Source organism: Rouxiella badensis (genome assembly GCF_026967515.2).
GTDB lineage: Bacteria > Pseudomonadota > Gammaproteobacteria > Enterobacterales > Enterobacteriaceae > Rouxiella > Rouxiella badensis.
On record NZ_CP114062.1, the window covers coordinates 4645791 to 4670006 of the forward strand.

Genomic DNA, 24216 nt, shown 5'->3' on the forward strand with positions numbered 1-24216 from the left:
CAGGCACCGCTCCCTTCCGCATTCAGATCAGAAATTCAGTTTATGTTCAGGGTTTGGCCCTAAACGTTTGCCGGTATCCAGCTTAGTGAACTCTGACAGCTCTTCTTTTTCCAGCTTGAAGTCGAAAACGTTGAAGTTTTCGTGAATACGCTTTGGCGTGACGGATTTAGGGATAACAATCAATCCGTTATCAAGGTGCCAGCGAATTACGATTTGCGCCGGTGTCTTGCCATATTTCTTGGCCAATTTCTGAATCAAAGCTTCTTCGAACAGGCCGTCTCCGCCCTGAGCCAGTGGGCTCCAGGACTCGGTCGCGATGCGATGCGTCGCGTTCCATGCGTGCAGTTGGCGCTGCGGCAGTGAAGGGTGCAGCTCTATCTGGTTCACGGTTGGCGCGGTGCCGGTTTCATCAATCAGGCGCTGTAGGTGAGGAATATGGAAGTTACACACGCCGACACTCTTCGCCAGTCCCTGTTCCTTTAATTTCAGCAGCTGTTTCCACGACTCGACGTAGTTGTCCTGATCCGGCAGCGGCCAGTGGATGAGATACAGATCGATATAGTCGAGTTTGAGTTTCTCGAGGCTCTCCTCGAGGGCTTTCTGTGCATACAGCTGCTGATCGTTCCACAGCTTAGTGGTCACAAAAATCTCTTCACGCGGGATACTGGTTTCCGCCAGCGCTCGGCCAACGCCCACTTCGTTTTTATACGCGGCGGCGGTGTCGATGTGGCGATAGCCTGCGTCAAGTGCGGTAGCTACCGCATGGGTCGCTTCGTCGTTGCTGGCTTTCCAGACGCCGAGGCCGAGTTGGGGAATGCGATTGCCGTCATTGAGCTTTATGATGGACTGCGTTGACATAAATTTCTCCTGTAGGGGAATGCGTAATCCACGCATTAATTGCCTGATTGAGTAAGTTTAGTAAATGAATAGCCATTTCGCTGAGTTTGCTAATGATTCATTTTCAGGTATTTATCCGAAAAATGTGCTTAACCTGCTCAGAGAAAGACTCTGGCGGACCCGGCGAATTTTTATAATGCATATTCCTGTTTAAAACTTGCCTAATCCTGCAAGCTGCTATAGCAATCATAAGAGTTATGGCAGAATCATTGCCAGTTTGTTTTATTCGGAGAAGAGTCATGCAAGATGTTGAAAGCCTGTGCGCCGAACTGGCAAAAAAAGTCGAGCGGCTGACCGAGACGTCTCCCAAATTTCAGTCTAGCGTGCCGCAGGCAACGCTGATGTGTTACTCGAGCTATCACGCTCGGCAGCCGGTGATGTATAACCCCAGCGTCACGATTGTGTTTCAGGGCAGCAAGATTGGCTATCTGGGCAACAAAACCTTTTCCTACGATCCCAAGAATTACCTGATGCTGACCGTTCCGCTGCCGTTCGAATGCGAGACCTTTGGTACACCAGAGAGGCCGGTAACCGGCGTGTCTATCCGCATCGATCCCGGTATGTTGCAGGACCTTCTGATGGAAATGGGCGATGAAGGGTTCCCGCATCAGCCGGACCAGTCTTCGGGGATCACTTCGGGTTTGCTCGATGAGGACATTCTCTGCGCCAGCGAGCGTCTGCTAGACGTGATGGACAAGCCGCTGCGCGCCAAGGTGCTCGGCCCACAGATCATTCGTGAGATTTTGTTTTTTATTCTGACCAGTGAAAATGGCGGTGCGTTGCAGGCATTGGTGAATCGTCATACGCATTTCAGCCAGATAACCAAGGCACTGCGCAAGATTGAGAATCACTATGCCGAGACGCTCAGCGTTGAGCAGCTGGCCAGTGACGTTAATATGAGCGTCTCGGCGTTCCACCACAATTTCAAGGCCGTCACCAGCACCTCGCCCTTGCAGTATCTGAAGAATTATCGTCTGCACAAGGCGCGGGCAATGATGATCTACGACGGCGTGAAAGCCAGCAGTGCGGCCATCAGCGTGGGATATGAAAGTGCCTCACAGTTTAGCCGCGAGTTTAAACGCTACTTTGGCGTTACGCCGAGCGACGAAATCGCCCGCATGCGTGAGGTAAACTCGCAGACCATTACCGAAACGGTATTCGGCTCTTAAGAGGCGATTTTATGGCGATTACGCCATACGACCAGCAGCGCGCCGGCCAGTCCGGTGACCAGGAGCAGGGCAGGTAAAATCATCAAGCCTGCCATAACCTTGTCTTCGTGACGTTGCACGAAAGGAATATGGCACAGTGCATAACCCATGCCCATGATAACCCCCACCCATAGCACTGCACTCAGCCAGTTGAATACCTGAAAACGACGGTTTTCGAGGCCAGAAATACCGGCAATAGTGGGCAGCAGGGTGCGGACAAAGCCGATAAACCGCGCCGCGAGCAGGGCGGCTAATCCGTGGTTATTGAAGAGGGCATGGGCACGGTCATGATACTGGGCGGGCAGTTGAAGCAGCCAACCTTTTACTACGCGCGTGTGCCCCAGCCAGCGACCTTGCAGATAGCTTAGCCAGCAGCCCAGGGCTGAAGCGACAATCAGGATAATCAGCGTGGGGATCAGGCTCATGACACCTTTGGAAACCAGCGCACCAGTGAGCAGCAGCAGGCTGTCGCCGGGCAGGAATGAAGCAGGAATCAGACCATTTTCGAGAAGCAATGTGGCAAACAGCACCGCGTAGACCACCCATAAAACGTTGGGGTTCGCCAAGACGCTAAAGTCGTGTTGCCATAAAGCATGAAGAATTTGTGTTAATACCGCCATAGGCTTTCCTGTCTGGTTGCTGCAAAAACGTGAGAATTCAGGATCGCGAATCGCTCCCCAACGTCACGATTAAAAAAAGAGTATCAACAATCTTTATAAGTATTTAACGTATTATGTTCAAAAACCGCGCACCATCCTATCAGATAAGTAAGGTTTTGCGCGGTTTGTCGCAATCATTTGATTAAGATCAGGCAATGCGCGCGAAGGCCGCTTCTAAATCGGCAATCAGGTCGTCGCAGTGCTCCAGCCCGATATGCACGCGAACCAGTGTCCCCGTGAAATCAACCTCTTCACCTGGGCGAATGGCCTGGATCTCTTCCGGTTGATTAGCCAGCACCAGCGATTCAAATCCGCCCCACGAATAGGCCATACCGAAGTGCTCGAAGTGGTCGAGATAGTGGGCAAGCTGGTCGTCGGTCAGGCGTTTGGACAGAATAAAGGAGAACAACCCGCAGCTGCCGGTGAAATCACGTTTCCAGAATTCATGCCCTTTACTGCCTGGCAGAGCAGGGTGATTGACGCGTGCTACCTCAGGTCGGGTCTGGAGCCATTCGGCGATGCGCAGGCTGCTTTCCGCGTGCTGCTTGAGACGAACGCCCATGGTACGCAGGCCACGGCTGGCGACGTAGGCGCTGTCGGCATCGACCATTTGCCCCATCAGATAGGACTGCTCGCGCAGCTGTTCCCAGCAACGTTCGTTGGCAACGGCGGTCCCAATCATCGCGTCCGAATGGCCGACGATGTACTTTGTGCCCGCCTGAATCGAGATATCGATATCAAATTCAAGCGCCTTGAACAGAATGCCCGCCGCCCAGGTGTTGTCGATCATCACGATAACCTCAGGAGATACGTCGCGTACGGCCTTGACGATCGTTGGGATATCAGGCACTTCCATAGTGATAGAGCCCGGTGATTCGAGGAATAGCACGCGAGTGTTGGGCTGGACCATGCTGGCAATGTCTGCGCCAATCGAGGCCGGATAATAGGTCGTGCTAACGCCCAGCCGGGTCAGCACTTTCGAGCAGAAGTCCTGCGTCGGTTCATAGGACGAGCTGGCCATCAGGAGGTGATCGCCGGTGTTCACGAACGACAGAATCGCGTTGCTGACCGCCGCTGCGCCACACGGATAAAGCACGCAGCCCGCACCGCCTTCAAGTTCGACCATCGCCTCCTGGAAGGAGAAGTGGGTCAGCGTTCCGCGACGTCCATAAAACAGCTCGCCGTTGGCCCGATTCGCGGTCGCGAACTTTTTCTGCGCAACGGACTCAAACATCAGCGAAGACGCGCGCTGGATAACTGCATTAACCGAACCCTGGGTAAATTTTTTATCTCTTCCTGCACTCACCAGCGCAGTTTCAATCTTCCTGGACGTCATAAGAAAAATTTCACCTTGTTAACCCTGCCATCTGGCATTTTTATTACGTTAGCATGGCCTCCGCGCAGGGTCATGGGTTTGGCGCGATGTGTGAAGATTTTTCATATGAGTAAGAGTGTTTACTTTTCAGGCTACTGCGGAATGTAAATAATAATGATAACCACTATCAATTATGGCTTTTAATTTGTTATCATTTGCCGCGAGTAAATTATTCAATCCTTTGATCACGGCTGGAGGCGCTGCGTGCAAACGTGTCGCATTAAGATGAACAAAGCGGTGTCATTTTTGACGGATGTAAAACAGATGATGAGTACGCGTAAAAGCGGTACAGCAAAAATCGGTACTGTATTGACCTCACTGGTGCTGATGGCAGGATTAACCGGTAGCGCCTGGGCGACGCCTTCTTCGAACGCGGCCAATGCGGTTACCCCTTCCACGACGACCTCGGCATCGGCAGCCCCTGCGGCCACCTCAACCGATGGTAGCGCGGCACCTTTGCTGCAAAGCACTAACGGTATCGATATTAGCGCAACGCCTGCTCAAGACCCGCAAGTCCCCGCGATCCCAAAAGACCTCTCCGTATTAGGCATGTATCAGCATGCTGATATCGTGGTGAAAATCGTGATGATTGGCCTGCTGCTGGCCTCGGTCGTAACCTGGACCCTGCTTTTCAGCAAGGGCGCTGAAGTGTTCTCAGGTAAACGTCGCCTGCGTCGTGAACTGGCGGCACTGCTGCCGGTACGCTCGCTGAAGGAAGCGCTGGAACAGTCAGAAGGCTTCTCGGCCAATAGCGTAAGCAGCCAGATGCTGCGCGACGCTGAAAACGAACTACAGCTGTCTGCCGGTTCTACTGACAACGGCGGCATTAAAGAACGCACCGGTTTCCGCCTTGAGCGTCGCGTGAGCGCCGCGGGCCGTCACATGGGGCGTGGTAACGGTATTCTGGCGACTATCGGGGCAATCTCTCCGTTCGTCGGCCTGTTCGGCACCGTGTGGGGCATTATGAACAGCTTCATCGGGATTGCTCAGACACAGACCACTAACCTGGCCGTAGTCGCACCGGGTATTGCAGAAGCACTGCTGGCCACAGCCGTGGGCCTGATTGCCGCCATTCCGGCGGTGGTTATCTACAACATTTTCGCCCGTACCATCGCGTCATATCGTCATCAGGTTGGCGACGTGGCGGCCCAGATTCTGCTGCTGCAGGGCCGTGATTTGGACCTCGCGGCAAGTGCAGAAGAGGCACCGCGCGCTCAGGCGGGTCATCAGTTACGCGTAGGGTAAGTCAATCATGGCCATTCGTTTGAACGACGACCTCGATGAAAGCGGCGAAATGCATGACATTAACGTCACGCCGTTTATCGACGTTATGCTGGTTCTGCTGATCATCTTTATGGTTGCAGCACCCTTGGCAACGGTAGATGTGCGGGTCAATCTGCCCGCATCTACCGCGCAGTCGCAGCCGAGACCGCCGAAGCCTGTCTTCCTGACGGTCAAAGCCGACAACCAGATGTTCCTCGGTGACAGTCCTGTTCAGCCTGGCAGCCTCAAGGCGTTGCTCGACCAGCGCACACAGGGTGACAAGCAGACGACCATCTTCTTCCGCGCCGACAAGTCTGTCGATTACGCGACCATCATGAGCGTGATGGATAACCTGCGAACCGCCGGATACCTGAAGGTTGGATTAGTCGGTGAAGAGAAAAACGGTGCGGCAACAGGTTAACTCGCGCACGCTACGCTGAGTATCGAGGCCCGGGACAGGATAATGTCCCGGGCTTTTTTATTGCCCGCGCGCGGGGCTGTTATACTTGAGACTGATTAAGCTGGAAGGAGGACGCATGAATCTGGATCTCTTCGATCACCCGGATTTCCACCCAAGCTGGCGTGAAGACCTGTGCCCAGGCGCAGTCGTGCTGCGTGGTGCGGCGCTGGCCGATGACCGCGAGCTGCTCAAGGCGATTGAGAATATCGCCATTCAGGTGCCGTTTCAGTATCGTGCTACCCCCGGTGGCTATGCGATGTCGGTCGCGATGACTAACTGTGGCGATCTCGGTTGGGTCACTGACAGTCGTGGTTATCGCTATCAGTCTACTTCGCCCGAAACCCACCGCCTCTGGCCCGCAATGCCCGACATCTTCCGTACCCTCGCCGTGCACGCAGCGGAGGAGGCCGGTTTCAAAGACTTTCAGCCCGATGCCTGCCTTATCAACCGCTACCAGCCTGGGGCCAAGATGTCGCTGCATCAGGACAAAGACGAGGAGGACTTTGGCCAGCCGATAGTCTCTATCTCGCTCGGCCTGCCTGCGGTGTTCCAATTTGGCGGTATGGAGCGCAGCGATAAAACTCAGCGCGTCAACCTGACCCACGGTGACATCGTGGTGTGGGGCGGTCCAGCGCGACTGCGCTATCACGGAATTTTGCCGCTGAAGGCGGGTGAACATCCGTTGACCGGACAGTACCGCTTTAATCTGACCTTTCGCAAAGCCGTTTAGCGTTCTATAAACATGAGTGAACGCGCAAAGCGCAGGACTTCGCGGGCAATGTGCATTAAACTAGGCGACTTCACTGTTTTCCCCCTCACTTTGTGAAAGACGGACGGGATTAACAGGCATTTTTGAACGAATTTATTAGGCGGTAAGAGCGATGAACGGTGTAATCACAACCTGGTTTGAAGATAAAGGTTTTGGCTTTATCAAAGATGAAAACGGAGATAATCGTTATTTCCATGTGATTAAAGTCGCCAATCCTGATTTGATCAAGAAAGATGCCGTGGTGACCTTTGAGCCAACCACCAACACCAAAGGGTTGTCGGCCTTTGCGGTAAAAGTGATGCCAGAGAGCAAATTTATTCACATTGCCGGTGAGCGCATCAAGATAACCAGCATCAAGTCGTTCCTGGCCTTCAGTGAAGAAGTGCCTGCGGATTCTACAATCGATAAAGAGAACGCCGTTCTGTCTGTTGGCCTGTTGATGAACCGCATCAAGCCAAAAGACGAAGAGACCAAGGCGACAACCCGTACCATCAAGAAGCTGTTGATTACCACCTTCCAGAACAGTACCTACACCTTCTCTGAAGACGAGATAGACATCGACGCGACGATTAAGATCCTCAAAGCGCTGTAATTTCTTGCCTTCAGATGCATAAAACCGTCAGGTCTTTCGACGCTGACGGTTTCTGTTAAAACCGGTTAGATTTCCCCCTCTCCTTGGGCATGCTGTTTTACAGCGGCACAGTGCCAGTCAATACCAGCGAGAACACCATAATCAGCGACACCACCGAAACCGGCACGAACGAGTAGCGAATGTGGTCACGCAGCTCAACACCGGTAAGGCCCAGAGCCAGATAGGTGGTCGCAAATACCGGGCTTATCATCATCGCGATGTTCTTGCCGACGACCATGGTTAGCCCCATCTCCTGCCACGACACGCCGAAGTGTGTACCCACCTTGGCAACCAGCGGATAGATACCATAGAAGAAGGCATCGGGACCAATAACGAAACCGACCAGACCGCCGACGATCCCCATAATAATATGCAAGTGTGGACCCAGGTAATTCGGCATAATAGCTAATACAATATCCGCCATTTGGGTCAGAATAGACTTATCTCCACCACCACTTAATATACCGACGAATACCCCGGCGGCCATCACCGTACCCGAAATCATATATGCACCGTAGGCATATTTTTTCATGACGGCTTCCTGACCCTTCAGAGACGGGTAATTCAGCAGCATAGCTGCGGCAAAGGCACACATAAATATGACATAGGCCTGAAGGTGAGTGACCAGCAGTAACAGCGTTACGCCAATGACTAATAAGACATTAATACTAAATTTCAGGCGGCCGCTTTCAATGGTTGAGTGCGCGCTGTCGGCCACATTTTTGCTTGGCTCTTCAAGATTTTCAGGAATAGGCAAGTTGTTGGCGATACGCTTTTTTTCCTGAAAACCTAGCACCACGCCGAGCACCAGTACGCAGACTAAACCGATGATTTGCACCGGGATCAATTGGTGGTAAAGCGCGTTAACGTCAAGTCCTGAAACGGCGGCAACGCGCGCCAGAGGCCCAGCCCACGGGGTTATATTGGTCACGCCCATGCCGCAGGCCAGCAGGCAAAGCAACACCACGGGGCGGATTTTCATCTTCTGGTAAACCGGCAGCATCGCACCGATGGTAATGAGGACAGAGGGCACCGAAGAACCATCGATGTGAGCGACCAGTGCGATAATACCGGTGACGGTAACAATGGCCACCACGTTATTTCCGGCAATTTTCGTCAGCCAATTGACCAAGGGCTGAAATACGCCAGCCTCGGTCATAATACTGAAGAAAATAATCGAGAAGGTAAAGAGAACGGCGTTTGGCGCAGTTTGCATTACGCCTTTAATAATATACTCATTCATTAACGTTGGGGAATATCCTGCAACAAATCCCGCGATAACGGATAAGAATATAAATAAAGATATTGGCGCTGCTTTTCCCTTAATCAAGAAAAACATCAAGAAGGCTATGAGAATATAACCTATTAAGGCAAGGTACATGAGTTTTTCCTTTTTTGATTCTTTATTCTTTGCAAAACCTGTTTATTTCTTCTAGTTTTTAACTAAGATAAAACAGGAAGTTACATTTTATTTCAAATCGTATATTCCGTTGGTTTTTCAGTGCGCACGTGGTAAACCGATTATTGTTGTGGGAATCGATTACGTCTAATATATTATTTTATAGAATCGATGAATTTAAGGAATAGCAGTTGAATAACAAAGACTTGATATACTTCCTTAAAGTGGCAGAGCTCAAGCATTTGGGATATGCCTCACAGAATCTTAATTTAACTCAGCCTGCCTTATCTAAATCTATTGCTCGCCTCGAAAAGCTTTGCCAAACCCGTCTGTTTAAACGTCTGGGGCGTGGATTGGAATTGACCGAAGCCGGGCGTTTGCTCTATCAACGCGGGTTAGTTTTACAAAACGGATTCGATGAAACACTGCGCCAAATCGCCGAGATGGGCGCAGGATTGTCGGGCGTGGTTCGCCTTGGAAGTGCGGGATCGGCAACTCAGTTTCTGCTGCCTGCGGTGTGCCGTGAGATGCAGCTGCTGGCACCGAACATCAAGCTCGAAATTCAGATTGGCATGAACGACGTACTGTACGGCATGCTTGGGCGCAACGAGCTGGACTTCATTCTCGGCCCGATCGTCAAGGGCGACAAGCCGGTAATTACCGTGCCAGTGACAGAAGACCACGTGGTGGTCGCCGCCAGTAGAAATCATCCGCTCGCCGGGAAAGAGGCTACCGCTGCGCAGCTTAGTCGCTGTGGCTGGATTTTGCCTGCCAAGAGTGTGGCAATGCGCAAATGGCTCGACCGATATTTCTTCGACAATCACTGCCCGGCGCTCGACGTGCGGATCGAAATCAGCTCGCTGGCCGCCGCGCCGGAGCTTATCGCCGAAAGCGGCCTGCTCAGTTTTATCTCGGAAAACAGCCTGTCTGAGGAAGTCTTCGCCTCACGCCTGGTGAGGGTCAAAAATGACGATGTCATTATGGCGCGCAGTTTCGGTATCACCTATCTGGCTGAAAATACGCTGTCGCCTGCCGCTCAGCGAGTGATTGAGGTGATTCAAGATTATAAAAATCTCTAACTGGATTCCTTGTTTTTAGCCTGCATCAGCCGATTCATAAAGCGTCGCGGCGGTTCACCCAACAGGCGGGTGAACATGGTCGAGAAGCTGTTTGGGCTCTGATAGCCCAGTTCCAGCGCAACCTGGGTGATGTTCTGCCCGCGTGAGAGCCGGTCAACGGCGCTCACGACGCGTAAACGATCGCGCCAGCGGGTGAAGGTCATGCCGGTCTCAGCCTGAAACAGACGCGCCAGTGTGCGCGGGCTGCAACCTGAGCGTTCAGCGACCTGTTCGAGGGAATAATTATTGCCCGGATCCTGCTGAAGCAGGTGGGTTATCTGCCGTAAGCGGCGATCTTGCCCCTTGGGAATAAACAGCGCGATACCTGCACTGGCGGCACTGAGCTGGTGGACGATAAGCTGGCAGATGGCGGGAATATCGTCATTGTTGCGGCCGGGAGCCGTAAAGGTCAGCGCCTCGAGAGCCAGTTCGCGCAGCAAATCTGACACCTGCAAGGTTTGGCATTCTTGCGGCAGTGAAACGCAGTGCTGCGGGGAAATCAGCAGTTGGATCACATCTGAAAATTCGCTGTAGGATGCCGCGTGGGCCACGTCTGGCGTCACCCAGATTGCACGACCCGGCGGAGCGAGCCACCAACCGTCGCGCGTGGTAATCGATGAGGTGCCGCGCGTCACGAAGGTCAGCTGCCCCTGCGGATGGCGGTGTTCCGCAACCTGTGTTCCTGCTGAATGGGTAAAGCGTTTGGCTTCCAGCGGGGTAAAAGCAGACATGGCATAACCTCAAAGCTTATTGTCAGTTATGCGAATGTTTTTATCACTGATAGCGTCATAATGCCATTTATTCGCCGCTCACGACGTGGAGCGCCATTTAAAAAGGAAAATATTATGACTAAACCCCTGCGTATTGTTGGCATGGCCGGCAGCCTGCGTGCCGATTCCTACTGCAAGATTGTCCTGAACTCACTGGCCGATATGCTGCCTGCGGGTTCCGAGTTCGTCAGTCTGGACATTGGCGAACTGCCTCATTATAACCAGGATCTCGATTCTCCCGTGGGTCCCGCTCAGGTTCATCAGGCGCGCGACCTGATTGCCAGCGCCGATGCGGTGCTGATGGTGGTACCTGAATTCAATCACGGGATCCCCGGCGTGCTGAAAAATGCCCTCGACTGGCTGTCGCGCCCGGCCTTTACCAGCTGCATGGTCGGTAAACCGGTCATGTTCGCCACACTCTCCCCCGGCGCGCTGGGCGGGGTCAGAGCGCAGTATCAGCTGCGCGAAACGCTGGCAGCTATGCTCTGCAAACTGGATCCCCTGCCTGAAGTGGCCATCACCTTTATCGGACAGAAGGTCAGCGACGGCCAGCTCACTGATGAGGTAACTCGTACCTTTACGCAGAAGATTCTGAGCCAGTTTGTGGCACGAATCTAATCCTCAGGCTGGGAGATAACCATGCAGATTTTCTATGCGTTGCTTGCCGGACTGTCGGTCGGGCTGTTTTTTTCCTGGCTGAAACTGCCGCTGCCGGCACCGCCGACGCTGGTTGGCATCGTCGGTGCGGCAGGCGTATTTCTCGGCAGCGTGATTTTCAGGTCGGTCGCCGCCTGGCTTCACTGATCCCTTTCACACAGCGGTTCGCTGGCTGTGGCAGGGGATTTTCTCAGGCATAGCGCCGCGTAGACAATCACCGCAGAGACCAGCGTGATAGCCGCTAGCCACAGCAGCAGCTGATGAAACGCGTCGGCGTAGATCAACGTAAGCTGTGAAGCGCTGACGTTGGGTAGCGCAAGACTTGCCTGATACAAATCACCGGTTGCCAGACGCTGAATCGCCTGACTTTCCGAGGCCGAGTGGGTGACAGGAACGATTTTTTGTAGCCCATGACCGACAAACCCCGCCAACATCGCTCCGACGATGGCCAGGGCAATGCCTTCACCCGCGACGCGCGTGGTGCTGAATATTCCCGTCGCCATACCGGCGCGTTCTTTAGGCACTACGCTTATCGACAGGCCGTCCATCAGTCCCCACGGCAGGCCTATCCCGACGCCGATAACGACCATCGGCACCAACGCCCCCAGCATATTCTGATGAAGAATGGCCTGACTCAGCCAGCCAAGCCCGACGGCGGAAATCAGCAAGCCAAGGGTGCAGACCAGCCCGGCAGAAATCCAGTGGGTCAGCAATGGCGCAAACATAGGCACAAATAGCATCGGCAGCGACAGCGCCATCATCATCAATCCGGCCTGTTGTTCAGTCATTCCGGCAACGCCGATAAACTGCATTGGCAGCAGCACCAGCAGCACCACAAAAGCAAAAGCCGTGGCCAGTGGCAGCGCTTGCACGCCAATGAAGCGGGCATAGCGGAACAGCGACAGGTCAAGCATCGGGTGTTTGACGCGTTTTTCGACCCCTACAAAAAGCACCAGCAGCACGACGGTCGCCGCCAACAGGCTCAGCACCAGCGCGCTGTCTGCGCCCTGAGCCGGAATAGCCATCAGCGCCCAAGTCAGCAACGCCAGCATAGCGGTAAAAAGCACCGTACCGGGCCAGTCGATGCCCGCTGCATCAGGGTTTTTTGATTCGCGCAGGCGAGAGACGCCAATCGACAGCGACAGCAGAGCGATAACCATTGAGGAGAGAAACACCGCCCGCCAGCCGAAGTGCGCGATGAGCAGGCCCGCCAGAAAAGGGCCAAACGCTAATCCAATGCCAAAGCTGGAACCGAGCATGCTGAATGCCCGCATCTGTGCACGGCCCCCAAACTCCTGCGCCAAAGACGCCGAACCGCCCGCCAGCGCTGCGGCGGCGGCAACGCCCTGTAAGGCGCGCATCACATCAATCCACAGCAGGCTCGAACTGAAGCCAATCAGCCCGGAGAGCAGGGCAAACAACGAAACGCCGGAGATGAACACCTTTTTGCGCCCGACCTCGTCGGCAAGCGATCCGGCGGCCATTAGGAAACAGCCGAAGCTGAGCATAAAGGCGTTAGTTATCCAGCTCAACGCCTGCGCGCTGCCGCCGAGTTCGCGGCTGATAACCGGCGTGGCTATCGAGCCGCTGACAAAGCTCAACGGCAGAATAATACCCGCCAGACAAACGGCGACCAGCACCGGCGTTTTGCTTGCTGGCGCGGCGGCAATAGAAGGATTACTCATGGGCTTCTCCAGAAAAGGTGATATTGCCTGATGATAAAATGTCTTAAATTTGACGGAAATGGGCTTGTTGTCCGATGATTAAGGACAAAAGCGCTCTAATAAAGGGTCGGAAGTGAGTATGGATAATATCAACGGCATGTTGGCCTTCGTGCGAGCGGCGCAGTGCCACAGCTTTACCGCCGCCGGTGAGCGGCTGGGAATTTCCGCCTCGGCGGTAGGAAAGAGCGTAGCACGGCTTGAGTCGCGGCTTAACGTCCGACTGTTTAACCGCAGCACGCGGCGCATCAGTCTGACCGACGAAGGCCTGCTGTTTTTTGAGCGCTGTCAGGCCATTGTGTCGCAAATGGAAGAGGCCGAATTCGAGCTGTCGCGCCTGTCGGCCCAGCCGCGCGGTAAGCTGCGCGTCGGCCTGCCGGCGATTGGCTATCGCATGCTGTTGCCTTACCTGTCTGAGTTTATGCAACGCTATCCCGAGATTGAGCTGGAGCTAGACTTCAGCGATCGCATGGTGGACATCATCGCCGAAGGGTTGGACATCGCCATACGCAGCGGTGAGCTGACCGACTCCGAGATGATGTCACGCACTCTCGGGCCGTTTCGCTTTGTCATTATCGGCAGCCCTGATTACTTTGCGCGTCATCCGCTTCCCCAAACGCCCGCTGATTTGCAACAGCACCACTGTTTACGCTATCGCTTTCCTAAAAATGGGCAGTTGCAGAATTGGGACTTCAATAACGACTTTTCGGAAAGCATTCCCAGCTCTCTTTCTTTTAACAATCTTGAAGGTTTACTGCAGGCCTCGCTACGAGGGATTGGGTTGACTTATGCACCCCAGTTTATTGTGAAGGAGTATCTGGCGTCGGGTGCGCTAGTGTCGGTATTGGGGGACTATCTGGACGAAGCCGGAAAGTTTTCCATGGTTTGGCCTAGCAGCCGTCATCTGTTGCCCAAGATTAGAGTGTTTATCGATTTTCTAACCGAAAAACGGGTGTTAAGCGAAATATAAACCGATCCTGCTTTTTTGCGCAGGATCGGGGAGTCAGGCGCCGATTAATCGTAAAGATCGGGTACGATCATGGTGTCAGGCAGAAGAGTGCGCTTGTAGTCGTCACTGTAGTTGCGTTTCGGCAGCGTGATGGTTGGTGCTTCCATCTCTTCGTAAGGCACCTGTGCCAGCAGGTGGCTAATGCAGTTGAGACGCGCTTTCTTCTTGTCGACGCCCTGAACAATCCACCACGGCGCCTCTTCGATGTGGGTGCGTTTGAGCATCACTTCTTTCGCTGCGGTATAATTCTCCCAACGGCGGCGGCTTTCAAGGTCCATCGGGCTGAGTTTCCACTGCTTCAGCGGATCGTGAATGCGGCTTAAGAAGCGCAGTTCCTGCTCTTCATCGGTGATGGAAAACCAGTATTTGACTATCTGGATCCCGCTGCGGGTGAGCATTTTTTCAAACTCAGGCACGCTGCGGAAAAATTCTTCATATTCCTGATCGCTACAAAATCCCATGACTTTTTCAACACCGGCGCGGTTGTACCAGCTGCGGTCAAACAGCACCATCTCGCCCGCTGCCGGGAGATGGGCGATATAGCGTTGAAAATACCACTGTGTGCGTTCCCGGTCGTTAGGAGCGGGGAGGGCGGCAACCCGACAGGTGCGCGGATTAAGTCGCTGAGTTATGCGTTTGATTACGCCGCCTTTCCCTGCGGCATCGCGTCCTTCGAAGATAATGACCATACGGTGACCGGTTCGCATCACCCAGTCCTGCATTTTTACCAGCTCGCCCTGCAAACGCAGCAGCTCACGGAAATACTGCTTACGCCAGGCTTTCTGGTCGTCGCATTCCGGCTCCCCGTCACCCAGGCGTCGGTCGTCCAGTTCCATTTCCAGCTCTTCGTCGTAGCTGTCATAAAATTCTTGTAATAAGCGTTGGTTAAAGGTGAATTCACCGGGTGAACCATTCTCGTGCATAGCCATAACGCTTTCCCTCAAAGTCATGCCGAATGCCAATTAATCCCCTAAGATTATTCGTACCAAATGTGGCATTTTTATGACGGAAAGATGACGGTTAAATTTCTGTTTTATATTGGTATTTTTATTTATTTTCGCGGCATAAAGGGGTTGATTTTATCCTGGCAAATGGCGTAATTAAGCGATGTTCCCGGTTAATACAGATAAACCATGCTGGAAGAAAAATCGCATAAAGTAGACTTTACCGATGAGGTTACGGGATTAATCCATGGCTTTGTCTTTAAGGAACATCAGACGCCAAGGCGGATAACGTCGGGACAGATCCAGGCCGAATATCAGCAGCAAAAAGATACCCCGGGCTTCCTCTGGCTGCACATCAATCTTAATCATGCGGCCTCCGAAAAATGGCTTAGAAAGCAGTTTGATATCGAGGAGTTTTTCTTCGAGGAGATCCGCAACGGTTCACACAGCACGCGCATCGAGAGTCAGCATAACGTGTTGTTTGCGGTACTTAATGACGCCAACTTTAAGGAGGACGGCTCTGGCGAAGAGACGGCGACGCTGTGGCTTTATTGCTGCACCGGTCTGGTGATTACTGCACGTCATAAACCTCTGCGACTGATTGAGCGTTTGTTTCACAAGCTTGAAACTCTGGCACCGACCTCGCCAACTTCGCTGCTGGTGCATTTGCTGGAAGAGCAGGAGGACGTGCTGGAGCATATCGTGCGTCAGGCAAACCAGTATGTCGATCAGATTGAGGAGCGTCTACTCAGCGGACTGGTTAAGAAGAACCGCACAAGGCTCGGGCGTATGCGACGCCAACTGCTGCGTTTTCAGCGCCTACTGGCACCGGAACCGGCGGCGTTATTTCGTCTGATGAACCGCCCACCGCGTTGGCTCAGCGCCGAAGTAGTCAGGGATCTGCGCCAGTTTGCCGAAGAATTTACCGTAGTGTTAAATGACCTGGTAGGGTTGACGGAGCGTATTCGCCTGCTTCAGGAGGAGATTTCTTCGAGTCAGATGGAGCAGAACAACCGCTCGCTGTATGTGCTGACCGTGATCACCGTGCTCGCACTGCCTATCAATATCGTCGCGGGGTTCTTTGGTATGAACGTCGGCGGTATTCCGCTGGCCTCCAACCCGCACGGTTTTGTGCTGCTGGTGCTGGTTGTTGCGCTATTTACGGTGATTGCTGGCTGGTTCGCGCTGCGTAAACGGGATGATGATTGAGACACTACAGCGCGATGCTTTCCATCATCACGATCATTTTCTGAATCACAATCTGCGCCGCGCGAGAAAGCTGACGACGAGGCGCGACGCAAAGCGCCAGCGTCAGCGGCTTGACGCTGTGTCCCTGAAGCGGCACGAAGGCCAGGCGTTTTTCCTGTAAATCGGGAAACACGTCGAGCAGGCTGAGTACGCCAACGCCGGCACCTTTGCGGATCAATTCACGCATCATTCTCACATCATTACAGACAATCGATGGCGTCTCATGCAGCTGATAGCGGTTGTAAAGCAGTTTGGCGCGGGCGTTGATCATCAGCGGTTCGGCCGGGATGATTTGCCGATACTCGGTGATATCGCTGAATGACAGCATTTTTCTATGCGCTAACGGATGACCCACCGGCATGGCAATGCCAATCGGCAGTTCGGCGAAGGCGCGCACCTCGAGACCGGTGTGCTCGACAGGGTCGAGCAGCAGGCCGAAGTCAACCTCCGAAGAGCTAACGTGCTCGCTGATATTGCGGCTTTCCTCAATGCGAATATTAAAGGTCAGATACGGAAATTCTTTACCTACATCGGCAATCAGCTGCGCGACCATGCCCTCACTGAGCGCGGCGATAATAGAAATACTGACGTGTCCTCGGCGTAATCCCTGCATTTCATCAAATCTTTCGCGGGTGCGAATAAACTCTTTGCGCCAGCGTTTAATATCATCAAAGAGCATCTCACCGGCTGACGTCAATTTCAGACCGGTCGGCAAGCGCTCAAATAACGGCGTTTCCATGGTCTGTTCGGCGAGCAGAATCTGCCGGTTAATTGCCGATGCCGAGACGTGCAGCGTCTCGGCGGCTTTACGCAAACTTCCGGTACGGGCGACTTCAACAAAGTATTGTGAAAAGCGAGAAAATGGCGACATATGAGGGTGTACTAATTTTTGCAGTGAATTAGTGAGATATCTATTATGGACTGCATCACCCGTTTTTCCTAGATTGTACGGTGCTTCTTTGTAAAACAGTCACATCAGACGTTTTTTATACAAGTCGGGTGGTAAGTAAACAAGTAAGCTATAAATTAACAGGCAGTGATGACAGGGTTCGTCAAAACACGCAGTACTTTCCGTGTGTCTTATTAAGGGCCGGACGAATCTATGGCATCTGGACTCCTGGCTCGCGGACGTGTTTTGAAAAACAAAACTTATAACAAGCGTGTATTCATACAACGCGACCGAGAGAAATCTAATGTTAGAGAAAATATTTAAACTCAAAGCTCATCGCACTAACGTGCGCACTGAGATATTGGCAGGCTTGACTACATTTCTGGCCATGGCATATATCCTGTTCGTAAACCCTTCTATTCTTGGCGCTACCGGCATGGACAAAGGATCGGTATTTGTTGCTACCTGTCTTGCTGCCGCAATCGGTTCCGCGCTGATGGGATTCATTGCAAACTACCCTATTGCGCTGGCGCCAGGCATGGGCCTGAACGCCTTCTTCACCTACACCGTCGTGCTGCATATGGGCTATAACTGGCATATCGCATTGGGTGCAGTATTCCTCTCGGCCTGTATTTTCTTCGCGTTATCTATTTTCAAAATCCGCGAGTGGATCATTCGCAGCATTCCTATGCCGCTGCGTTCGGCGATTGCCGCCGGTATCGGCTTGTTCCTGGCGCTCATCGCGCTTGAAGGCTCTGGTATTGTGATTGGCAATCAGGCCACGCTGGTGGGGCTGGGTGATTTGACCAAGCCTGCACCGCTGTTTGCGATGCTTGGCTTTATCATCATTGTGGTGCTGGAAGCGCGTCGCGTTACCGGCGCCGTGTTAATCGGTATTCTGGCGGTGACCATTCTGGCTATCGCCCTGGGCTATACTCCGTTCGGTGGCGTGATGTCTATGCCGCCTTCCATCGCACCAACCTTCCTGCAGCTGGACATCAAAGGTGCTTTCAACGTTGGCTTGATTAGCGTGGTGTTCGCCTTCCTGTTCGTCGACGTGTTCGACAATTCCGGTACGCTGATTGGTGTCACCAAGCGTGCGGGTCTGGCAGACGAAGAGGGCAACATTCCTAAGATGGGTCGCGCGCTGTTTGCCGACAGCTGCGCCGCGCTGTTTGGCTCACTGTTGGGCACCTCGACCACCACCAGCTACATTGAATCGGCGGCGGGCGTTGAAGCCGGTGGCCGTACCGGTTTGACCGCTATCGTAGTGGCTATCTTGTTCCTGCTGAGCCTGTTCTTTGCGCCACTGGCGGGCAGCGTGCCTGCATTTGCAACCGCGCCTGCGCTGTTGTTCATCGCGGTACTGATGACCTCGGGCCTGGCCGAGATCGACTGGAAAGACATCACCGTTGCCGCACCGGTTACAGTAACTGCCCTGACGATGCCACTGACCTACTCGATTGCTAACGGTATCGCGTTCGGCTTTATCACCTGGACACTGGTGAAACTGCTGAGCGGCCGTGCGCGTGAACTGAATGCCGCACTGGTTATTCTGTCGCTTCTGTTTGTTATCAAGCTGGGATGGTTGAGCGCTTAAATGACAATTTATTGTTAAATTGCATTTTTAGCGCGAGAACAAGGCGGGGCAATCCAAACGGCTCCCGCCTTGAAAGTCCCACTGGCAGGTCTGGGCCGCTGCCCTGCACATAAGGCGCGTGCCCTTGACCCAATAGACCCTAAAAGCGGCTAAAGGGCCGCCGTGCTCGCAATTTGCGATTAAAACTCCCCGCTTTTAGGCCTTTCTGTGCTGACCAAACTTCAAAAATACTCCAGCTTTTGTTATATTATTGACCACTTCGTCTGTGAGTTTTTTATCAGTCGAAAGAGTTTATTTTTGATACCGCTTTCCCAGGATAACGACATGTTAGATTTTCGCTTTCCGACAGCAATGCAGATGGTCTTTAGTGTGGCACTGGCTGAAAAGTCAGGACAGCGCTGTACCAGTGCGACTCTGGCAGCGAGCCTGGAAGCTAATCCCAGCTTTATACGCAAGCTGATGGTGCCCCTGACGCATCAAGGGATCATCGTTTCAACGCTTGGCAGGACCGGTTCTATCCGCCTTGGCCGCGTGGCAGAATCCATTACGCTGCGTGATATTTATACCAGCGTCATCGAAGACAAACGCCTGTGGGCGGCCCGACCAGAAGGGTCGGCCAAGTGTCTGGTGAGCGCCAACGCCTGCGGCTATTTTAAGTCCGTGGTCTATGAAGCTGAAGAGGCCTCGATGGCCGTACTGGCGAAATACACTGTCGCCGACGCGCTAAACGAGTTCGAACGCAACGGCAGCTACAGCTGTGGCGGCGAAGAGCTGGCCGCTAAATAGCGCTTCAGGCTCAACCTGTTTGCCGCTCAACATCCTTTCCTGATTAAAACAAAGGGGACTCGCCGCCAGGCGAGTCCCCTTGTTGTTTCTACAGCTTAAGCGTTTGCATTAGCTCAGGGTTACCGCCTCGGCTTCAGGCTGCGCCTTTCTGCTGACCAACTTCCTCAGAGCGACGTAGAATACCGGCGTCAGGAAAAGACCGAACAGCGTCACGCCGAGCATGCCCGAGAATACGGTAATCCCGGTCACACCGCGCACCTCCGCCCCGGCACCGTGGCCGAGAATCAGCGGGATAGTCCCTGCAATAAACGCAATCGAGGTCATCACAATCGGACGTAAACGCAGTCGACAGGCTTCGAGTGCGGCCTCAATTATGCCCTTGCCCTGAATTTCCAGCTCGCGGGCAAACTCGACGATCAGAATGGCGTTCTTACAGGCTAGCCCCATCAGCACCACCAGTCCAACCTGGACGAAGACGTTGTTGTCCCCGCCGGTCAGCCAGACGCCGAACAGCGCTGACAGCATGGTCATGGGGACGATGAGGATCACTGCCAGCGGCAGCGTCCAGCTTTCATACAGCGCGGCCAGCACCAGGAATGCCAGCAGCACAGACATCGGGAAGACGATGAGTGCCGCATTGCCCTGCGTAGACTGCTGGTAGCTCAGGTCTGTCCATTCGATATTCATGCCGTTAGGCAGCAGATTCTTCGCCATTGATGCGACCTCGGTCATCGCCTGTGAAGACGACAGCACGCGCGGATCGGCGTCGCCAATCAGGTCCGCCGCTGGATAACCGTTGTAGCGGATCACCGGATCCGGCCCATAGGTAGTCGTAATGTTGACCATGCTGCCAATCGGCACCATTTCACCCTTGTCGTTGCGAGTGCGCAGATTGGCAATGTCTTCCACACTTTCCCTAAATGGCCCGTCAGCCTGCGCGATGACCTGCCAGGTGCGACCAAAACGGTTGAAGTCATTGATGTATGACGACCCCAGATAGGTCTGTAGCGTGCTGAACAGCTCGTTGAGCGACACACCCTGTGCCTTGGCTTTGTCGCGGTCAATCTTCGCTTCCAGCTGCGGCACGTTGGCCTGATAAGCCGAAATCGGGAAGCTCATACCCGGCGTCTGCATGATGGCGCCCGACAGTGTGTTTACCGCCGACTGGAGCGCACCGTATCCCAGCCCCGCACGGTCCTGAATATAAAGAGAATAACCCGACCCCTGGCCTAGTCCGAGGATCGGCGGTGGCATTATCGAGAACGCAAAGCCTTCCTGAATCTGAGAGAGCTTGGCGTTGATCTCGGCGTTAATCTGCGCCGCCGTGCGGCTGCGTTCGCTCAGCGGTTTCAACGCGAAGAACACCGTGCCGGTATTCGGCGTATTGGTAAACTGCAGTGCGTTAAGTCCCGGGAAGGCAACCGCGTCAATCACGCCGTCGGTTTGCAGGCCCAGAGCGCTGATTTTACGAACTACTGCGTCGGTACGTGACAGCGACGAACCTTCGGGCATTTTGACCCCGGCAATCAGGTACAGCTTGTCCTGCGTAGGGATGAATCCGCCCGGCACGGTTTTAAACATTAATCCGGCGGCGCACAGCAGCAGAACGTAGACCACAAACACGGCACCGCGACGGCTCAGCGTTTTGGACACTGCGCTTTGATAACGATGCGAACTGGCGTTAAAGAAGCGGTTAAACGGACGGAAGAGCCAGCCAAAAAGACGGTCGATAATCCGCGTTGGTACGTCCTTCGGTGCGCCGTGAGACTTCAGCAGTATCGCCGCCAATGCCGGTGACAGCGTCAGGGAGTTAATCGCTGAAATCACAGTGGAGATGGCAATAGTCACCGCAAACTGTTTGTAAAACTGACCGGTTACGCCGGATAAAAACGCCATCGGCACAAATACGGCGCAGAGCACCAGCGCAATCGCGACGATAGGACCCGACACCTCGCGCATTGCCTGATGCGCCGCCTCGCGCGGGGCCAGTCCTTCCTCGATATTTCGCTCGACGTTTTCCACCACCACAATGGCGTCATCGACCACTATCCCGATTGCAAGCACCAGCCCGAACAGGCTGAGCGTATTCAGTGAAAAACCCAGCAAATACAGAATGCTAAAGGTACCGATCACTGAAATTGGCACCGCGAGCAGCGGGATAATCGACGCGCGCCAGGTTTGCAGGAACAGGATGACAACCAGCACCACCAATACCACCGCCTCGAGCAGGGTATGCACTACGGCGCTGATGGAGTCACGCACGAATACCGTCGGGTCATACGGCGCGCGCCAGGTCAGCCCATCAGGAAAGCGGGTCGCCAGTTCGGCCATTTTGGCCCGTACGGCGTTCGACAAATCGATCGCGTTAGCACCCGGTGCCTGGAAAATACCGATCCCCACGGCGTCCTTATTGTTGAGCTGAGAGCGAAGGGCGTAGCTGCCCGAACCCATCTCGATACGAGCGACGTCTCGCAGCCGCACGATGGAGCCGTCCTCACTGGTTTTCAGAATGATATTGCCGAACTCGGTTTCGTCCTTCAGACGGCCTTGGGCATTGATAGACAGCAGATAGTCGCTGTCTTTCGGCATCGGCTCTGCGCCCAACTGACCGGCAGAAACCTGCACGTTTTGTTCACGTATTGCGGTGACGACGTCCGAGGCGGTCAGGCCACGTGCGGCCACTTTATTGGGATCGAGCCAGACACGCATCGCATATTCACCCGCGCCAAAAATCTGCACCTGACCGACGCCGGGCAAACGTGCCAGTTCGTCTTTGACTTTCAGCGTGGCGTAGTTACGCAGGTACAGTGAATCGTATTTGCCGGAGGGTGAATACAGATGCACCACGAGCGTCATGGTGGGCGACTGCTTCTGGGTCGTCACGCCTTGGCGCTGTACGTCCTCTGGCAGCCGTGCCGCAGCCTGCGCAACGCGGTTTTGCACCTGAACCTGCGCCTGATCGGGATCGGTTCCAGGGCGGAAGGTCACGGTGGTGACCAGGACACCGTCGGAGCCCGCGACCGACTTCATGTACATCATATTTTCGACGCCGTTGATCGCCTCTTCCAGAGGCGTAGCGACGGTTTCAGCGATTTCTTTCGGGTTCGCGCCGGGATATTGGGCGCGAACCTGCACGCTTGGCGGCACGACGTCTGGGTATTCGCTCACCGGCAGCAGCGGTATGGCTATCGCCCCGGTGACCAAAATCAGAATCGACAGGACGGCGGCAAAGATTGGCCGGTCGATAAAAAAGCGGGAAAAGTCCATGAGACGGCGTCCTGTTATTGTGCTTGTTCAGAGGCAATTGGCGTTAAGTTTCTCGCCATATCCACGTTTTTCGCGTTGACCGACATGCCCGGCATAAAGACCTTCTGCACGCCGTCGACTACCACCCGATCGCCTGCTTTCAGACCCTGCTGCACGATGCGCAGTCCGCCGGACATTGCGCCCATCTGAATGTCGCGACGTTCTGCTTTGCCGCTCCCGTCGACCACGTAAACATATTTGCGGTCCTGATCGGTCAACACCGCCTTGTCATCGATTAACAGAGCGCTAAACATAGGACTGCCGGGCATTTGCACGCGCGCGAACAGGCCGGGCGTGAAGCTGCGGTCGCCGTTATCGAGCAAGGCGCGCATGCGGATGGTACCGGTGCTGGCGGTAAGCTGGTTATCGGTGAAATCGAGCATCCCCTGATGCGGATACCCCTCCTCACCGACCAGTCCAACGTGTACCGGCAGCGGTGCGTTGTTGTGCTTTGCGTCGCGAGCCATGGCCTGATAACGCAGGAATGTGCCTTCATCGACGTCGAAATAGACGTAAACTTTATCGAGTGAGACTAAGGTGGTTAGCACGCTGGCGCTGTCACCGGCGGTCACCAGATTGCCGGCGGTTATCATTGCGCGGCTGGCCTTGCCGTCGATCGGGGCGGTTACGCGGGTGAAATCGAGATTGAGCTGAGCCATATCCAGCTGGGCCTGTGCGGCCAACACGTCAGACTGGGCCTGAGCGGCGGCGGCGCGACGCTGTTCCCAAAGTTCTTTGGATACCGCCTCGGAACCCACCAGTTTTTCAGTGCGAGCCGATTCGCTACGAGCGAGATTGGCCTGATTTTTGGCATGCACCAGTTGGGCCAGAGCCTGCTCCTGTGCTGCACGATAGGTACGGTCATCGATGGTAAACAGCACCTGGCCTTTTTTTACTTCCTGGCCTTCGACATAGTTTACTTTGTCGATGTAGCCTGAGACACGAGGGCGAAGTTGAACGCTTTGCACCGCCTCAACCCGGCCGGTGAACTCGTCCCACTGTTTGATTGGTTTTACCACTACGGCGGCCACGCTGACGGCCGGTGCAGGCGGAGCTGAGCTCTGCGCTACGCTGTTGTCACACCCTGAAAGTAAAGCAACCATCAACGCTATCCCTGAAAGGGGGAGAGCAAGATGCGTACCAGAGCGACGCTCGCTTGGTATCACGAAAGGATTTTGCAGGCTAATCATTGTTTTAATGTCCGGTATCTATTGCGATGAACACGCGCTATCAGGCAGTCCTCCCCGGTCCTGTCCACCGGCGATGAGTCCTTTGACTGATATTTTTATGCGGATTTGCACCTGTCATAGGCACAATAAGGTATCAATTACTGATACACTATTTCATGGCGATTGTAGGGAGTGGCCTAGTAAAGTGCAAGAATTATTGTTGCACTTTATGTGCTATTCTTTATGGCGATTTGTTTTGATGTGTAACTATCCGCAATCGAAAAATTAAATGCAATAGTAAAACTTGCATTTTATTCAAAACTGCGTCAGCCTTAGCA

At 54.0% G+C, this 24216-nt stretch carries 22 protein-coding genes; 12 read left to right on the forward strand and 10 right to left on the reverse strand.

Annotated features, from left to right (window positions below):
- Positions 1 to 27: 27 nt before the first annotated feature.
- Entirely contained in the window at positions 28 to 858 is an 831-nt protein-coding gene (dkgA, locus tag O1V65_RS21495) for a 2,5-didehydrogluconate reductase DkgA (protein WP_017494189.1), read from the reverse strand.
- Positions 859 to 1136: 278 nt separating this feature from the next.
- On the opposite strand from dkgA, the gene O1V65_RS21500 reads away from it, so the two are divergent.
- The gene (locus O1V65_RS21500) at positions 1137 to 2066 is read left to right on the forward strand and encodes an AraC family transcriptional regulator (RefSeq protein WP_165428838.1); all 930 of its coding nucleotides are present in this window, start codon (positions 1137 to 1139) and stop codon (positions 2064 to 2066) included.
- On the opposite strand, the gene O1V65_RS21505 is transcribed toward O1V65_RS21500, so the two are convergent.
- Together O1V65_RS21505 and metC are read right to left on the reverse strand one after the other, a co-directional pair.
- Positions 2063 to 2725: a DedA family protein gene (locus O1V65_RS21505; protein WP_017491494.1), complete on the reverse strand. Its 663-nt coding sequence runs from the start codon at positions 2723 to 2725 to the stop codon at positions 2063 to 2065. The genes O1V65_RS21500 and O1V65_RS21505 overlap by 4 nt on opposite strands.
- A gap of 187 nt (positions 2726 to 2912) precedes the next feature.
- Positions 2913 to 4100, reverse strand: coding sequence for a cystathionine beta-lyase (metC, locus tag O1V65_RS21510; RefSeq protein WP_017491495.1), 1188 nt, complete (start codon positions 4098 to 4100; stop codon positions 2913 to 2915).
- Positions 4101 to 4406: 306 nt separating this feature from the next.
- Between metC and exbB the strand changes: the two genes are divergently transcribed.
- The 4 genes from exbB to O1V65_RS21530 all read left to right on the forward strand — a co-directional run bounded on the left by exbB (position 4407) and on the right by O1V65_RS21530 (position 7223).
- The gene (exbB, locus tag O1V65_RS21515; protein ID WP_225741552.1) at positions 4407 to 5384 is read left to right on the forward strand and encodes a tol-pal system-associated acyl-CoA thioesterase; all 978 of its coding nucleotides are present in this window, start codon (positions 4407 to 4409) and stop codon (positions 5382 to 5384) included.
- A gap of 7 nt (positions 5385 to 5391) precedes the next feature.
- Positions 5392 to 5823 carry a TonB system transport protein ExbD gene (gene exbD, locus O1V65_RS21520; protein WP_084913076.1) on the forward strand — a complete coding sequence of 144 codons (432 nt, stop codon included), beginning with the start codon at positions 5392 to 5394 and terminating at the stop codon, positions 5821 to 5823.
- Between the two features lie 115 nt (positions 5824 to 5938).
- Entirely contained in the window at positions 5939 to 6592 is a 654-nt protein-coding gene (gene alkB, locus O1V65_RS21525; RefSeq protein ID WP_017491498.1) for a DNA oxidative demethylase AlkB, read from the forward strand.
- A gap of 151 nt (positions 6593 to 6743) precedes the next feature.
- Positions 6744 to 7223 carry a cold-shock protein gene (locus O1V65_RS21530; protein ID WP_017491499.1) on the forward strand — a complete coding sequence of 160 codons (480 nt, stop codon included), beginning with the start codon at positions 6744 to 6746 and terminating at the stop codon, positions 7221 to 7223.
- 97 nt (positions 7224 to 7320) lie between these two features.
- On the opposite strand, the gene O1V65_RS21535 is transcribed toward O1V65_RS21530, so the two are convergent.
- Positions 7321 to 8643, reverse strand: coding sequence for a CitMHS family transporter (locus tag O1V65_RS21535; protein WP_017491500.1), 1323 nt, complete (start codon positions 8641 to 8643; stop codon positions 7321 to 7323).
- A gap of 209 nt (positions 8644 to 8852) precedes the next feature.
- Here O1V65_RS21535 and O1V65_RS21540 point away from each other — a divergent pair, with 209 nt between their 5' ends.
- The gene (locus tag O1V65_RS21540) at positions 8853 to 9740 is read left to right on the forward strand and encodes a LysR family transcriptional regulator (RefSeq protein WP_017491501.1); all 888 of its coding nucleotides are present in this window, start codon (positions 8853 to 8855) and stop codon (positions 9738 to 9740) included.
- Here the strand turns inward: O1V65_RS21540 and O1V65_RS21545 are convergent.
- Positions 9737 to 10510: an AraC family transcriptional regulator gene (locus O1V65_RS21545; RefSeq protein WP_017491502.1), complete on the reverse strand. Its 774-nt coding sequence runs from the start codon at positions 10508 to 10510 to the stop codon at positions 9737 to 9739. The genes O1V65_RS21540 and O1V65_RS21545 overlap by 4 nt on opposite strands.
- A 114-nt stretch (positions 10511 to 10624) precedes the next feature.
- Here O1V65_RS21545 and O1V65_RS21550 point away from each other — a divergent pair, with 114 nt between their 5' ends.
- Together O1V65_RS21550 and O1V65_RS21555 are read left to right on the forward strand one after the other, a co-directional pair.
- The gene (locus O1V65_RS21550; protein ID WP_017491503.1) at positions 10625 to 11167 is read left to right on the forward strand and encodes an NADPH-dependent FMN reductase; all 543 of its coding nucleotides are present in this window, start codon (positions 10625 to 10627) and stop codon (positions 11165 to 11167) included.
- A gap of 21 nt (positions 11168 to 11188) precedes the next feature.
- Positions 11189 to 11353: a XapX domain-containing protein gene (locus tag O1V65_RS21555; protein WP_017491504.1), complete on the forward strand. Its 165-nt coding sequence runs from the start codon at positions 11189 to 11191 to the stop codon at positions 11351 to 11353.
- Here O1V65_RS21555 and O1V65_RS21560 read toward each other — a convergent pair.
- Entirely contained in the window at positions 11347 to 12891 is a 1545-nt protein-coding gene (locus O1V65_RS21560) for an MFS transporter (RefSeq protein ID WP_227955761.1), read from the reverse strand. The two genes, O1V65_RS21555 and O1V65_RS21560, sit on opposite strands and share 7 nt — an antisense overlap.
- 118 nt (positions 12892 to 13009) lie before the next feature.
- Here O1V65_RS21560 and O1V65_RS21565 point away from each other — a divergent pair, with 118 nt between their 5' ends.
- The gene (locus tag O1V65_RS21565; protein ID WP_017491506.1) at positions 13010 to 13897 is read left to right on the forward strand and encodes a LysR family transcriptional regulator; all 888 of its coding nucleotides are present in this window, start codon (positions 13010 to 13012) and stop codon (positions 13895 to 13897) included.
- 44 nt (positions 13898 to 13941) lie between these two features.
- Here the strand turns inward: O1V65_RS21565 and ppk2 are convergent, their stop codons facing one another.
- Entirely contained in the window at positions 13942 to 14865 is a 924-nt protein-coding gene (gene ppk2, locus O1V65_RS21570; RefSeq protein ID WP_017491507.1) for a polyphosphate kinase 2, read from the reverse strand.
- Between the two features lie 204 nt (positions 14866 to 15069).
- Here ppk2 and O1V65_RS21575 point away from each other — a divergent pair, with 204 nt between their 5' ends.
- Positions 15070 to 16089 carry a transporter gene (locus O1V65_RS21575; RefSeq protein WP_017491509.1) on the forward strand — a complete coding sequence of 340 codons (1020 nt, stop codon included), beginning with the start codon at positions 15070 to 15072 and terminating at the stop codon, positions 16087 to 16089.
- Positions 16090 to 16093: 4 nt separating this feature from the next.
- Here O1V65_RS21575 and O1V65_RS21580 read toward each other — a convergent pair whose 3' ends face one another.
- Positions 16094 to 16999, reverse strand: a complete 906-nt coding sequence (locus O1V65_RS21580) for a LysR family transcriptional regulator (RefSeq protein WP_026110478.1) — start codon at positions 16997 to 16999, stop codon at positions 16094 to 16096.
- Positions 17000 to 17321: 322 nt separating this feature from the next.
- On the opposite strand from O1V65_RS21580, the gene O1V65_RS21585 reads away from it, so the two are divergent.
- Together O1V65_RS21585 and O1V65_RS21590 are read left to right on the forward strand one after the other, a co-directional pair.
- On the forward strand, positions 17322 to 18617 hold the full coding sequence (locus O1V65_RS21585) for an NCS2 family permease (protein WP_017491511.1): 1296 nt from the start codon (positions 17322 to 17324) through the stop codon (positions 18615 to 18617).
- 324 nt (positions 18618 to 18941) lie between these two features.
- A complete protein-coding gene (locus tag O1V65_RS21590; protein ID WP_017491512.1) occupies positions 18942 to 19403 on the forward strand; it encodes an RrF2 family transcriptional regulator in 462 nt (153 codons plus the stop codon).
- 108 nt (positions 19404 to 19511) lie between these two features.
- Here O1V65_RS21590 and oqxB read toward each other — a convergent pair whose 3' ends face one another.
- On the reverse strand, positions 19512 to 22670 hold the full coding sequence (gene oqxB / locus O1V65_RS21595) for a multidrug efflux RND transporter permease subunit OqxB (RefSeq protein ID WP_017491513.1): 3159 nt from the start codon (positions 22668 to 22670) through the stop codon (positions 19512 to 19514).
- 14 nt (positions 22671 to 22684) lie between these two features.
- Positions 22685 to 23812 (reverse strand): efflux RND transporter periplasmic adaptor subunit, encoded by a 1128-nt coding sequence (locus O1V65_RS21600; RefSeq protein WP_017491514.1) that lies wholly within the window; start codon positions 23810 to 23812, stop codon positions 22685 to 22687.
- Between the last annotated feature and the right edge of the window lie 404 nt (positions 23813 to 24216).